General features: G+C 72.1%; 6 protein-coding genes and 2 tRNA genes. 5 read left to right on the top strand and 3 right to left on the bottom strand.

Annotated elements, in window-relative coordinates:
* Positions 1-348 precede the first annotated feature (348 nt).
* The 3 genes from DA075_RS06265 to DA075_RS06255 all read right to left on the bottom strand — a co-directional run bounded on the left by DA075_RS06265 (position 349) and on the right by DA075_RS06255 (position 919).
* On the bottom strand, positions 349-555 hold the full coding sequence (locus tag DA075_RS06265) for a hypothetical protein (protein ID WP_099952483.1): 207 nt from the start codon (positions 553-555) through the stop codon (positions 349-351).
* Between the two features lie 57 nt (positions 556-612).
* Positions 613-687: transfer RNA gene (locus DA075_RS06260), tRNA-Val, on the bottom strand.
* 157 nt (positions 688-844) lie between these two features.
* Positions 845-919: transfer RNA gene (locus DA075_RS06255), tRNA-Val, on the bottom strand.
* A 459-nt stretch (positions 920-1,378) separates the two neighbouring features.
* Here DA075_RS06255 and DA075_RS06250 point away from each other — a divergent pair.
* The 5 genes from DA075_RS06250 (at position 1,379) to DA075_RS06230 (ending at position 14,423) form a co-directional block, all read left to right on the top strand.
* Positions 1,379-3,502, top strand: coding sequence for a glycosyltransferase family 2 protein (locus DA075_RS06250; protein ID WP_244936600.1), 2,124 nt, complete (start codon positions 1,379-1,381; stop codon positions 3,500-3,502).
* Positions 3,503-3,587: 85 nt separating this feature from the next.
* Positions 3,588-4,892, top strand: coding sequence for a UDP-glucose dehydrogenase family protein (locus DA075_RS06245; RefSeq protein WP_099952482.1), 1,305 nt, complete (start codon positions 3,588-3,590; stop codon positions 4,890-4,892).
* A gap of 112 nt (positions 4,893-5,004) precedes the next feature.
* Positions 5,005-5,241 (top strand): Lrp/AsnC ligand binding domain-containing protein, encoded by a 237-nt coding sequence (locus DA075_RS06240; RefSeq protein ID WP_048426071.1) that lies wholly within the window; start codon positions 5,005-5,007, stop codon positions 5,239-5,241.
* Between the two features lie 369 nt (positions 5,242-5,610).
* Positions 5,611-13,056 (top strand): type I polyketide synthase, encoded by a 7,446-nt coding sequence (locus tag DA075_RS06235; protein WP_099952481.1) that lies wholly within the window; start codon positions 5,611-5,613, stop codon positions 13,054-13,056.
* A complete protein-coding gene (locus DA075_RS06230) occupies positions 13,053-14,423 on the top strand; it encodes an aminotransferase class I/II-fold pyridoxal phosphate-dependent enzyme (RefSeq protein ID WP_099952480.1) in 1,371 nt (456 codons plus the stop codon). Before DA075_RS06235 ends, DA075_RS06230 begins: the two co-directional genes overlap by 4 nt.
* The last annotated feature ends 20 nt before the right edge of the window (positions 14,424-14,443 follow it).

The raw sequence follows: 14,443 nt of genomic DNA, 5'->3' as shown, positions 1-14,443 counted from the left end.
GACGCGTTCGGAAGCGCGAGGATATGACACGCTGCATCGACCTGAGAGATGTCACAAGCGAGGCTCGATGTGCCTGGATCGTGCCCGGAACGAGCGCCTTTCCGTGCGCGCGTCTCTGGCCCGGGTAAGGGTAGGCTCTCGCGTACCGGTCTGTTCAGATCTCTGGACCCGTCCAGTCGTTGTCGCTCTGCCCGGAGCGGCCTCGTCACGAGGCCGACCAAGGCCGCATTCTCTCTGAACTGTGGCGGAGCCCGCGATGGTTCAGGTATTCGGTGTCGGGCTCAACGACGTGAACCCGGCCGACGAACCGGACCGGGATCGCCCGGCGGTGATCGCGTCGGGTCGCTTTCAGCCCTCGGCTGCCCGCAGCGAGCGGGCGCAGGCCGAGAGGATCGCCCGGGCCCCTTCGGGATAATCGTCCTGCAGCACGGCCTCAAGGGTGCCGACGGTCTCGGCCAGCAGCACCTCGCCGTCGGCGACGCCCTGCTTGTGCAGCGCGACCGCGAGTGCGGTCGCCAGGGTGGCGAAGGCCACGCCTACATCCTGGTCGGTCATGAGGGAAATCCTCGTCGGCGAGGAGCCGGTCGCAGGTCACGAATGCGAAAGGGATGATGGTGGGCGCGACAGGGATCGAACCTGTGACCCCTACGATGTCAACGTAGTGCTCTCCCGCTGAGCTACGCGCCCATCTGGCTCATTAGGCGCACCGCTCGCGCAGCGCCTGCCCAGAAGCCCCGATCGGCCACCCTCGCGAACGAGGGGCCATCTCTCTCTTTCATCCAATCCGGACCACTCGGTCCGGTACCGCTCCGGGGAGGCAATCTCCCGACATCCGGAGTGGCAATGGTGGGCGCGACAGGGATCGAACCTGTGACCCCTACGATGTCAACGTAGTGCTCTCCCGCTGAGCTACGCGCCCTCGGAGCCGTGTGTCGCGGCCCCGGTGTGAGAGGGCGTATAGAGGCAGTTGCGGCGGGTGACAAGCCGGTTCCTGCGCCGGTTCCTGCGCCGACGCCGTTTTCCGGGCTCGCGTCTGGACGGCAGGGGTCCGGGGGGCGGGCCAAGAAATCGACTCGGGGACGAACCGCCCATGCGGGGACGGATCCCTCGATGTCCTTGCCGGCCGGGGGGGCGCGCTCCCCGCCTGCGCGGGGATGGCCTTGCCAGTCACGCCGCCGCCCTGCTACACGGTCGACCGCATCGATCGGTCTAACCAGTTGATTTCATTGAAGATGACGGCGCGCCGCGAGGCCGCCCGCAGACGGCGCGAGGACCGGTGACAGCCCAGACCCCTTCCCCCGCCGCTCCCCTTCACGCCCCTCTGCGCGCCTCGCTCCGCCTCGGGCGCGGGCGGGTCGTCGCGCGGGATTTCGCGCGCCTGCGGCTCGACTTCGGGACGCAGGGCCTGAGCCTCGACGTGGCGGATCTCGGGCTCGGCGCGCGGTGGGTCAGCATCGCCTTCAAGGACGAGAATCACGGCGCCTTCAGCCGGGTCGAGCTGACCGCGATCGTGGATGGGCCGGACGGGCCGCAGGGCACCAGCCTGTCCGAGCGCGCCTTCGGCCACGGGCGCTTCACCTGGCTCGGGCGGCTGCCCGCCGGCACCACGGCCCTGCGGCTGACGCCGATGCTCGGCGAGCCGGGCCTGAGCATCGCCGAGTTCACCGTCACGGTGCAAAGCCGCCTCGCCCTCGTCGGGCGGGCGGCCCTGCGCCGGCCGGTCCTCACCGCCCAGGCCCTGTTCTGGCGCTCCGTCGGCAAGCGGGTGCGCTCGCAGCACCGCCTCGCCCGCGCCCTCGTGCCGCCGGGGCTCACGGCTTACGACACCTGGGTCCGCCACCTCGACACGTTGAGCGACGCCGACCGCGCCCGCATCGCGGCCGAGGTGGCGCAGTGGCGCGACCCGGCCCTGATCTCGGTGGTGATGCCGGTCTACAATCCGGGCGTGCGGGTGCTGGAGGAGGCCCTGCGCTCGGTCCGCGACCAGCTCTACCCGCATTGGGAGCTCTGCATCGCCGACGACGCCTCGACCGATCCGGCGGTGCCGCGCCTGCTCGCCCGGGCCAGTGCCGAGGATCCGCGCATCCGGGTCGTGCGCCGGCCCGAGAACGGCCATATCGCGGCCGCCACCAACACCGCGCTCGGGATCGCGCGCGGCGCCTACGTCGCCTTCATGGATCACGACGACGTGCTGCCGGCCCACGCGCTCTACGAGGTGGCCAAGGCCATCCGGCGCGAGCCGGACCTCGACCTGATCTACAGCGACGAGGACAAGATCGACGCCGAGGGCCGGCGCTTCGAGCCGCACTTCAAGGGCGACTGGAACCCCGAGCTGCTCTACGGCCAGAACTACCTCAACCACCTCACCGTGGTGCGCCGCAGCCTGGTCGAGGCGGTGGGGGGCCTGCGGCCGGGCTTCGAGGGCAGCCAGGACCACGACCTGCTCCTGCGCCTGAGCGACCGGCTCGATCCGGCCCGCGTGCGCCACCTGCCGGTGATCCTCTATCACTGGCGCACCGCGATCGGCTCCGGCACCTTCTCGGACGCGTTCCTCGCCCGGGCCGAGGCGGCGCGCCTGCGGGCGCTCGAGGAGCTGGTGGCGCGGCGCGGCTGGCCGCACCGGGTCGAGCGGGGGCCGCTCGGCTTCAATCGGCTGGTGCGCGCCCTGCCCGATCCGGCGCCCCGGGTCTCGGTGGTGATCCCGACCAAGGACCGGGCCGAGCTCCTGCGCGTCGTCCTCGACGGGCTCCTCAACCGGACCGACTATCCCGACATCGAGGTCGTGGTGGTCGATAACGGCAGCGCCGAACCCGCCGCGAAAGCGCTGCTGGAGAAGGCGAGTGCCGACGGGCGGGTGCGGGTGCTGGCGCGCCCCGGCCCGTTCAACTTCTCGGGGCTCTCGAACGACGGCGCCGCGGCCGCGAGCGGGCCCCTGCTCCTGTTCCTCAACAACGACATCGAGATCGCCGAGCCGGGCTGGCTCACCGAGATGGCCTCGATCGCGGTCGAGCCGGCGGTGGGCGCCGTCGGCGCCAAGCTGTCCTATCCGGACGGCACCCTGCAGCATGGCGGCGTCGTGCTCGGCGTCGGGGGCGTCGCCGGCCACAGCCACCCGGATATCGGGCCCGACGACCCGGGCTATTTCGGCCGCATGGTGATCGCCCAGGAGGTCTCGGCGGTGACCGGCGCCTGCCTGATGATCCGGCGGGAGGTATTCGACGCGGTCGGCCGCTTCGATGCCGAGCGCCTGGCGGTCGCCTTCAACGACATCGACCTGTGCCTGCGGGTGCGCAAGGCCGGCTACAGCGTGATCTGGACCCCCCACGCCGCCCTGACCCACCACGAATCGAAGAGCCGCGGCAAGGAGGACACGCCCGAGAAGCGCGCCCGCTTCGAGGCCGAGGTGGCCACCATGACCGAGCGCTGGGGCCCGGAGCTGCGCAACGACCCCTACTACAATCCGAACCTCGCTCGGGCGAAGGCGCTGTTCCGCCTCTGGTGAGGGCGCCACCGTTGCCCGTTCCGCACTGCAACGCTACAGCGATCCGCGCGGGCGCCGGGCTGCGCCGCTGCCGGGAGGACGTGAGATGCGCGTTGCGATGGTGGGAGCGGGCTATGTCGGCCTGGTCTCCGGAGCGTGCTTCGCCGATTTCGGCCACACCGTCGTGTGCGTCGACACCGCGCCGGAGAAGATCGCCGCCCTCCAGGACGGCCGCATCCCGATCTACGAGCCCGGCCTCGACGCGCTCGTCGCCGAGAATGTCCGCCAGGAGCGCCTGACCTTCACCACCGACCTCGCCGAGGCCGTGGCCGGCGCCGACGCGGTCTTCATCGCGGTCGGCACGCCGTCGCGCCGCGGCGACGGCTTCGCCGACCTCTCCTACGTCTACCAGGCCGCCCGCGACATCGCCGGCGCCGTCACCGGGCCGACGATCGTCGTCACCAAGTCCACCGTGCCGGTCGGCACCGGCGACGAGGTCGAGCGCATCGTCCGCGAGATGCGCCCCGACATCGCCATCGCGGTCGCCTCGAATCCCGAGTTCCTGCGCGAGGGCGCGGCGATCTCCGACTTCAAGCGCCCCGACCGCATCGTCATCGGCGCCGACGATCCGAAGGCCGCGTCCGTGGTGAGCGAGCTCTACCGGCCGCTCTACCTCAACCACGCCCCGATCCTGGTGACGAGCCGGCGCACCGCCGAGCTGACCAAGTACGCGGCGAATGCCTTCCTGGCGACCAAGATCACCTTCATCAACGAGATCGCCGACCTCTGCGAGCAGGTCGGCGCCGACGTGCAGGAGGTCGCCCGCGGCATCGGGCTCGACAACCGCATCGGCCGCAAGTTCCTGCATGCCGGCCCGGGCTATGGCGGCTCGTGCTTCCCGAAGGACACGCTGGCCCTGGTCAAGACCGCGCAGGATGCGGGCTCGCCGGTGCGGCTCGTCGAGACGGTGGTGGCGGTCAACGACAGCCGCAAGCGCGCCATGGCCCGCAAGGTGGTGGCGGCCTGCGGCGGGAGCGTGCGGGGCAAGCGGATCGCGGTGCTGGGGCTGACGTTCAAGCCGAACACCGACGACATGCGCGAGGCGCCCTCGCTGGCGATCATCGCTGGCTTGCAGGATGCGGGCGCCACGGTGGTGGCCTACGATCCGGAAGGGATGGAGCCGGCGCGCGCGCTGCTGAACGGCGTGGACTACGCCGCCGACCCCTATGCCTGCGCCGAAGGGGCGCAGGCTCTCGTGATCGTGACCGAATGGGACGCGTTCCGGGCGCTGGACCTCCGGCGCCTGCATGGCGCGATGGCCGAGCCGGTGCTGGTCGACTTGCGCAACGTCTACCGGCCCGAGGATGCCCGCCGGCACGGATTCACTTATGCCAGTATCGGGCGGTCCTGACCGGTCATCGAGGCCGGGGCGCGGATCGCCGCCGTCGCAGGCGTGAGACTCTGCGCCGGGCGCCTAAGAATTTTTCCAATATCAGACACCGCCGATCGCCGGGAGCCAGCCCATGCAGACCTTCTTCGTCGAGATCAAGTGCCGCCTGGGCAAGACCTACACCGTGGCGAGCGCCCTGGCCGACCGCGAGATCGCGTCCGAGATCTACTCCACCGCTGGCCATTACGACGTGCTCGCCAAGTTCCACGTGGATGACGGCGTGGATATCGGGCATTTCGTGGCCGAGCACGTGCAGACCATCGCGGATATCCAGGATACCCGCACCATCATCACCTTCAAGGCGTTCTGACCGCAACCGCTCGCGCGGGCGATTCCCGCGCCGGTCTGCCCCATTGCGACCCGATTCATCGGGTCTAACGTGTCGAGCGCGCCCCGGCCCTGCCTGGATCGCGTCAAGCTCAACCGGATGGTCTGTGAAGTCCGACATTTCTTTCAGATGACAGTGTTGTATCGCGTATGCAGGCGTTGTGCCTGATTGTGCGACAGGACTTCGACTGATGAAGGGATGTCACACTTGAGCCAAGTCTTGCTTCTTCGGGGCGGGTGGCGCCGTTCCGGGGTTGGCGCGGCGCGGGCCTCATACTATGGGTTGGGTTGAATGCCCGGGTGCGGCGCCGTCGCGTCCGGTCCTCCGTAAAAGAGCGTGTGCGAATCGAACGTGACACAGCGTCCTGACATCGCGATCATCGGTCGGGCCTGCCGGCTTCCGGGCGCCTCTGGCGTCGACAGCCTGTGGCAGATGCTCATCGAGGGACGGTGCGCCGTCTCGCGCATCCCGGAGGACCGCTGGTCCCTCGAGCGCATGGGGCATCCCCGGGCGCAGGAGCGCGGCAAGAGCTACACCTGGGCCGCCGGCGTCATCGACGATCCCTGGTCCTTCGATCCCTCCGTGTTCGGCATCTCGCCCCGCGAGGCCGAGCAGATGGACCCGCAGCAGCGCCTGCTGCTGGAGCTGACCTGGGAGGCGCTGGAGAGCGCGGGCCTGCGCCCGTCCGCCGTCGCCGGCAGCCCGATCGGCGTGTTCGTGGGCGCCTCCTCGCTCGATTACGGCAACCTGCGGGTGCTCGACGCCGCGTCCGGCGACGCCTATGCGGCGACCGGCAACACGCTGTCGATCCTGTCGAACCGCATTTCCTACATCTTCGACCTGAAGGGGCCGAGCTTCACCCTCGACACCGCCTGCTCGTCGTCCCTCGTCGCCCTCGACGCCGCGGTGGCGGCGATCGCCTCGGGGCGGATCGACACGGCCGTGGTGGCAGGCGTCAACCTGCTGGTGAGCCCGTTCAACTTCGTGTCGTTCTCCAACGCCTCGATGCTGTCGCGGACGGGCCTGTGCCAGGCCTTCTCGGCCAGCGCCGACGGCTACGTGCGCGCCGAGGGCGGCGTCGTCCTGGTGCTGCAATCCGCGCAGGCCGCCGCCCGCAACGGCGCGACGGTGCGCGGCGTGATCGCCGCCTCGAAGGTCAATTCCGACGGGCGCACCACCGGCATCTCCCTGCCGTCGGGCTACGCTCAAGGAGCGCTGCTCGACGAGATCTACCGCGAGGCCGGGGTCGCCCTGGATGCGATCGCCTTCGTGGAGGCGCACGGCACCGGCACCCCGGTGGGCGACCCGATCGAGGCCGGCGCCATCGGCGGCAAGCTCGGCCGTGGCCGCTCGGCGCCCCTGCCGATCGGCTCGATCAAGACCAATATCGGCCATACCGAGCCGGTCTCCGGCCTGGCCGGCCTGCTCAAGGCCAGCCTGGCGCTGGAGCACGACCTGCTGCCGCCCTCGCTGCACAGCGCCGAGCTCAACCCGGCGATCCCGTTCGACGAGCTGAACCTCGCGGTCAATCGCGAGTTGCGCCCCCTGCCCCGCACCGGCCAGGAGCGCTTCGCCGGCGTGAACTCGTTCGGCTTCGGCGGCACCAATGCCCACGTCATCCTGACCGACCCGGCGCCGGTCTCGGCCGCGCCCTCCGCGCCGGCAGCGGCACCGGAAGTCCTGCTGGTCTCGGCCCAGACCAAGGCCGCGCTCGCCGACCTCGCCCAGGATTACGCCGCCCGCCTCGACGGGGCGGATGCGGCCGAGATCGCCCGCGTCGCCGCGGCCGCCGCGCATCGCCGCGAGCGCCTGCCGGTCCGTGCCGCGATCCCGCTGCGCGACCTCGGCGCCGAGGGCGTGGCCGAGGTGCTGCGCAGCGTCGCCGAGGGCGAGGAGACCCCGGCGGCGGTCGTCGCCACCGCGGTCGAGCGCGCCGGCGGCGTCGCCTTCGTGTATTCGGGCAATGGCAGCCAATGGGCCGGGATGGGCCGGGACGCCTATTCCCTCAACCCGGTCTTCCGCGCCCGCTTCGACGAGACCGACGCCCTGTTCCGGCCGCTCGCCGGCTGGTCGCTGAAGGACGCGCTCTTCGCCGACGACCTGGAGGAGCGCCTCGCCCTCACCAGCGTGTCGCAGCCGCTGATCTTCGCCATCGAGGCCGCTTCCACCGCGGCCCTGCGGGCGATCGGCCTCGCGCCGACCGCGATCGTCGGCCACTCGGTCGGCGAGATCGGCGCCGCCGAGGCCGCCGGCATCCTGACCCTCGACCAGGCGGTGAAGGTCATCTTCTACCGCTCGAAGCACCAGGAGGCGACCCGCGGGCTCGGCACCATGGCGGTACTGCTCGCTCCCGTGGAGGAGGTGCAGACCTTCCTCGCCGATTATCCCGAGCTCGACATCGCCGCCTACAACAGCCCGAAGGCCGTGACGGTGGCGGGTCCCGTGGCGGTCATCGATGCCGCCATGAAGGCGCTCGCCCGCAAGCGCCGCCGCGGCCGCAAGCTCGACCTCGACTACGCCTTCCACGGCCGGCTGATGGACCCGATCGAGGCGCCGCTGCGGCGCGACCTCGCCGGTCTCGCGCCCGCCTCCGGGACCGTGCCCCTCGCCTCGACGGTGACCGGCGACGTGCTCGACGGACGCGCCTTCGACGCCGGCTACTGGTGGCGCAACATCCGCGAGCCGGTGCGGTTCAGCGCAGCGGTCCAGGCCGCGGCGCAAGCCGGCGCCCGGATCTTCGTCGAGGTCGGCCCGCGCCCGACCCTGCTGCCCCATATCGGCGATTGCCTGGAGCCGCTCGGCCTCGATGCCGCCACCGTCGGCGTGCTGCCGAAGAAGACCCTGGAGGCCGACCCGTTCCGCCGCGCCCTCGCGGCGGCGCTCGCCGCGGGTGCCGCGGTCGACGAGGAGGTGGCCTTCGGCGCCGATCCGGCCGGGACCGTCGCGCTGCCGCACTATCCCTGGCAGCGCAAGGTCTTCCGCCTGCCCGAGACCGCCGAGGCGATGAACCCGGCGAGCGCCCGGCCCTATCATCCGCTGATCGGGGCCCGCCAGGGCCCGGACGGGCTGGAATGGGTGGCGCATCTCGACGTCGCGACGGTGCCCGACCTCGACGACCACCGCATCGACGGCCAGGCGATCATGCCCGGCGCCGCCTTCGCCGAGATGGCGCTGGCGGTCGGCCGCGAGATCGTGCGCTCCGAGAGCGTGACGCTGGCGGATCTCGAGATCCAGCAGCCGATGGTCTTCGCCGAGGACGCGGTGCGCGAGGTGCTGTCCCGGTTCGCGCCGGGCGCCAACCTGGTGCAGATCCTGTCCCGGCCGCGCCTGAGCCAGGCGCCCTGGCAGCTCCACGCCGTCGCCAAGCTGGTCGAGGGCGAGACGCCGCCGCCGCCGCGCCTCACCGGCCGCGACATGGCGCCCCTGCCCTCCGAGACCTCGGTCGAGGGCGAGGCGCTCTACGCCCGCGCCAAGGCCTCCGGCCTCGGCTTCGGTCCGACCTTCCGGCAGGTCGCCCGTTCGGCCCGGCTCGACGACGCCACCATCGTCTCCGATCTGATGCCGGCCGAGGCGAATGCCCGCTATGGGCTGGCGCCGGCGAGCCTCGATTCCTGTTTCCACGGATTGATCCTGCTCTTCGCCGACCTCCTCGGCGAGGCGGCGAGCCGGGCCTACGTGCCGATCCGCTTCGGCGAGATCCGCCTCGTGCGCCCCGGCGCGGTGATCGCCCGGGCGGTGATCCGCACGCGGCGCTGCAACGAGCGCAGCATCCTGGCCGACTTCACCCTGGTCGATGCGGCCGGCGAGGTGGTCGCCACCTTGCGCGAGGGCCGGTTCCAGGCCCTGCGCATGAAGGCGGGCAACGACCTCGACGCCTTCGCGATCCGCCAGTTCACCGAGCTCGCCACCGAGCCGACGGCGATCGCCCTCGAGCCGCAGCCCGCCATCGCGGCCCTGGTGCGCCGGCAGGCCGGCGCGGTCACGGCGACCGGTGAGGCGGGTTTGGGCGCCGGCCACATGCTGCTCGAAGGCTGGGCGACCTCGCTCGCCGACCGGCTGGCCCGCGGTCTGGCGGTCGGCGGCGTCGTCGACGTCGCGGCCTCGCGCCGGCTCCCGGCGGGCTTGCGGCCCTGGCTCGTCAACCAGCTCATGGCGCTCGAGGTCAGCGGCCTGGCGGACGGTGCGGGCGACGGACGCTGGCGCCTGCGCGCCGACGTCACTCTCCCTGCGCCCGACGAGATCATGCGCTGGATCGCGGCGGACCATCCGGAGCTGTCGGCGGAGCTTCTGCTCTGCGCCGATCTCGGCGCCGTGGTGTCGCGCATCCTCGCCGGCACCCTCTCGGACGCCCCGTCCCTGCCGCAGGCGGCCCTCGACGCGTTCTCGCTCCGCGGCGCCACCGTGCGGGCCTCCGCCGACGCGGTGATGCGGCTCCTCTCCGACAGCGCCGCCTCGCTGCCGCGCGACCGGGCCCTGCGCCTGCTCCAGGTCGGGTTCGGGCCCCTCTCGGCCCAGGTCGCGACCTTCGCCGGATTGCACGAGGCACACCTGACGGTCTTCGAGGCCGACCGGCGCCTCGCCGAGCGCGCCCGCCTCGCGCTGCCGGCCGGCGTCACGGTCGTGGAGGACCCGGCCACCCTCGGGCTCGCCGCCTTCGACGCTGTGCTGGCGAGCGACGGGCTCCACCGCGCCTCCCGCGACCTCCTGACCCCGCTGGCCGCGTCGCTGGCGGCCGGCGGACTGTTCGCGGCGGTCGAGCCCGGCGCCTCGCTGTTCCGTGACATGGTGTTCGGCCTCACCCCGGGCTGGTTCGAGACCACAGGCGAGGTGCCGGTCGGGCGCCTCGACGACGTGGCGGGCTGGCAGCGCTCGTTGAGCGCCGTCGGCCTCGTCAAGGTCGCGGCGGACCGCGCCGTCACCCGCAACGGCAACGACCTCCTGCTGCTGGCGGAAGCCCCGCCCCGGCCGAAGGCGGCCTCCGGCCAGAGCTTCGCCTTCGTGATCGGCTCCGAGGACGAGTTCGCGGCCGAGACCGCCTCGTCGCTGGCGACCCTCCTGGTCGCGAGCGGGGTCCACGTCTCGATCATCCTCGATTCCGAGGCCTCCTTGCGCGAGCTGGAGCGCGAGACGCCCGATACGGTGGTCTACCTCGCCGGGGCCTTCAACCGCGGCGGCGAGCCGGCCGAGCGCTTGCGCGAGCGCTGCCTCGGGCTCAAGCGCTGCGTCGAGCATCTCGGCAGCCGCCCGACCCGGCTCTGGGTGGTCTGCCCCGGCGCCACCCGCGACCGCGGCGGGCTCGCCTGCGGCGTCGAGGCCGGCGTCTGGGCCTTTACCCGGACGCTCGCCAACGAGGTGGCGAGCCTCGACGTGCGCCGCATCGACCTGTCGACGGCGATCCCGTCGAAGCGCGCCGCCGAGCGCCTGCGCGACCTGATCCTGTCCGGCACGCCGGAGACCGAGATCGTGGTCGACGACGACCGCACCCGGGTGGTGCGCTTCTCGCAGGGCGCGCGTCCGGCTCGCCGCTCCGGTCCCGCGGCGCCCGCCGCGCGGCTCGAGCGCAGCACCACGGGCGGCCTCAACGAGATGCATTGGGGCCCGGCCGAGCGCGCCGCCCCCGGTGCGGGCGAGATCGAGATCGCGGTCGAGGCCACCGGCCTCAACTTCCGCGACGTGCTCTGGGCCCTGTCGATGCTGCCCGAGGAGATCCTCGAGGACGGCTTCGCCGGCCCGCGGCTCGGCCTCGAATGCGCCGGCCGCGTCGCGGCGGTGGGGGCGGGCGTGACCGCCTTCAAGCCCGGCGACCGGGTGGTGGCCTTCGCCCAGTCCGGCTTCTCGACCCATATCGTGGTGCCCGAGATGGTCGTGGCGGCGGCTCCCGAGGGGTTGTCGCCGGAGGCCGCCGCCACCACGCCGGTGGCCTTCCTCACCGCCTTTTACGGCCTGGTGACGCTCGCCCGCCTCAAGGCCGGCGAGTGGGTGCTGGTCCATGGCGGCGCCGGCGGCGTCGGCCTCGCGGCGCTCCAGATCGCCCGGATGCGCGGCGCCCGGGTCATCGCCACCGCCGGCTCGAACGAGAAGCGGGCGCTGGTCAAGGCGCTCGGCGCCGAGCACGTGCTCGATTCGCGCTCGCTCGCCTTCGTCGACGACATCCGCCGCATCACCGGCGACGGCGTCGACGTGGTGCTCAACAGCCTGTTCGGCGAGGCGATGGAGCGCAGCCTCAACGCGCTCAAGCCCTTCGGGCGCTTCGTCGAGCTGGGCAAGCGCGACTACGTCGCCAACACCCATATCGGCCTGCGGCCGTTCCGCCGGAACCTGTCCTATTTCGGCGTCGACCTGGACCAGCTGCTCCAGTTCCAGCCGGAGGAAGGCAAGCGGCTGTTCCGCGAGGTGATGGCGCTCTTCACCGACGGCAGCCTGAAGGCGCTACCCTTCCAGCCCTTCGCGGCGGAAGAAGTGTCGGACGCGTTCCGGCTCATGCAACAATCGGGTCACGTCGGTAAGATCGTGATCGCGCCGCCGAAGGCCGGCACGATCCCGGCCGAGACGACGAAGCCCTTCGTGGTGGCGCCCGACCGCGTCCACCTCGTCACCGGGGGCCTCGGGGGCTTCGGCATCGAGGCGGCGCGCTGGCTCGCCGACCGGGGCGCGCGCCACATCGCTCTCGTCGGCCGCAAGGCGCCCACGGGCGAGGCGGCGCTCTCGGCGATCGCCGATCTCACGGCCCGCGGCGTCGCGGTCCAGGTGGAATCCTGCGACATCACCGACCGCGCCGCGGTGCAGCGCCTGATCACGCGCGTCGAGGCCAAGGGTCCCAAGCTCGCCGGCATCATCCACGGCGCGATGGTGCTGCAGGACGGCCTGATCGCCAACCTCGAGGCCACCGCCCTCGAGGCGGTGATCGCCCCCAAGGTGATCGGCGCCGGCCATCTCGACGCCCTCACCCGCGACCGGGCGCTCGACTACTTCGTGCTGTTCTCCTCGGCCACGACCTTCATCGGCAATCCGGGCCAGGGCTCCTACGTCGCCGCCAACGGCTTCATGGAGGGCCTGGCCCGCCAGCGCCGCCGCCTCGGCCTGCCGGCCCTGGCGGTGGCCTGGGGCGCCATCGGCGACGTGGGCGTGCTCGCCCGCAACAAGGCGGTGATGGAGACCCTCGCCGGCCGCGTCGGCGTGACCCCGGTCGATGCCCGCAAGTCCCTCGACCTGATGGCCGAGGCACTGGGGATGCAGGGCACGGCGCCCGACGACGCGGTGATCGCCATCGCGGCGATGCATTGGGGCAAGGCCCGCGAGCGCCTCGCCACCCTGCGCTCCCCGAGCTATGCCAGCCTCGGCTCGGAGCAGCAGGCGGAGTCCGGCGGGCAGGCCGCGATCAGCATCGCGGGCCTGCTCCGCGCCCACGACCTCGACGACGTCCGCAAGACCGTCGCCGACGCCATCGTGGAGGACATCGCCCGCATCCTGCGCCTGCCGAAGGACGACATCAGCCGGGTGCGCCAGCTCTCGGAGATCGGCCTCGACTCGCTGATGGGCGTCGAGCTCGGCGCCAGCCTGCAGGAGCGCTTCGGCCTCGACGCGCCGCCCTCCGGCGTGTCGAGCGGCCAGACCGTCACCGAGCTCGCCGACACCCTGATCCAGTCGGTGGCGGCTCCGGTCGACGAGAGCGCGGCGGCGGTGCTCAGCCTGTCGCAGCGCCATGGCGGCGTGGAGGCGGCCGACGCGGAGGCCCTTCAATCGCTCCAGGCGCTGGTCGAGAAGAACAGCCAGGACATCAAGGTCATCACCCAATGAGCCACGGATCCTCCAACGGCGCGGGCGGGCGCGAGGCCCTGGCGGGCTTCGTCGCCGCCCGTCTCGGCAAGGCTCCGGTCCGTCCGGCGCCGGCCCGTCCGGCGCCCAAGCCCGCCCTCGCCCAGGCCCAGAGCTTCGACAGCCTGCCGGCCTACAAGGAGCTGAAGCTCCAGCGCTCCGCGGCCGACCTGATCGGCCTCGGCAACCCGTTCTTCCGCGTCCACGACGCCAAGGCCGGCGCCACGACGCGGATCGACGGGCGCGCCTTCACCAACTTCTCGTCCTACGACTATCTCGGGCTCAACGGCCATCCGGAGGTGAACGCGGCGGCGCAAGCGGCGCTCGCCACCTACGGCACCTCGTCCTCGGCCAGCCGGATCGTCGCCGGCGAGCGCCCGGGCCACCTCACCCTCGAGAAGGCGCTCGCCGCCCATTACGGCACCGAGGCCTGCGTGGTGATGGTGAGCGGGCACGCCACCAACGTGGCGACCATCGCGGCCCTGCTCGAGCCCGGCGACGTGATCTATCACGACGCCCTGATCCACAACTCCGTGGTCACCGGCGCGCAGCTGTCGGGCGCCCAGCGCCGCAGCTTCGCCCATAACGACCTCCAGGCCCTCGAATCGCTGCTGCACGCGACCCGCCACGAGCATCGCCGGGCGCTGATCGTGATCGAGGGCCTCTACAGCATGGACGGGGACGCCCCCGACCTTGCCGGTGTCGTCGCCCTCAAGGAGCGCTACGGCGCCTGGCTGATGGTGGACGACGCCCACGGCCTCGGCGTGCTGGGCCAGGACGGCCACGGCCTGCACGAGCATTGCGACGTGCCCCCCGGCAGCGTCGACATCTGGATGGGCACGCTGTCGAAGACGCTGTCCTCCTGCGGCGGCTACATCGCGGGTGCCGCGGCGCTGGTCGAACTGCTGAAATGCACCGCGGGCGGCTTCGTCTACTCGGTCGGCCTGTCGCCGCCGCTGGCCGCCGCCGCCACCGCCTCGCTGGCGCTGATGCAGCGCGAGCCGGAGCGGGTGGCGCGCCTGCGCCGCAACGGCGCCCTGTTCCTCGCGACCGCCCGCGAGCGCGGCCTCGATACCGGCACCAGCCTCGGCCTCGCCGTGGTCCCGGTGATCCTCGGCGATTCGCTCAAGGCCGTGACCCTGTCCGACCGGCTGTTCAAGCGCGGCATCAACGTGCAGCCGATCATCCACCCGGCGGTGCCGGAACGCTCGTCGCGCCTGCGCTTCTTCATTACCTCCGAGCATAGCCCTGAGCAGATCCGCGAGACCGTGACGGTGCTCGCCGACGAGCTCGACGAGCTGAACCAGGGCGGCTCGCTGGTCGAGCGGCTGATGTCGCGGCGGGCGTGAGGGCTTCGCGCGGGGGCCGG

The organism is Methylobacterium currus, from assembly GCF_003058325.1.
Taxonomy (GTDB): Bacteria; Pseudomonadota; Alphaproteobacteria; order Rhizobiales; family Beijerinckiaceae; genus Methylobacterium; species Methylobacterium currus.
This window is presented reverse-complemented; position numbering and strand designations above follow the sequence as displayed.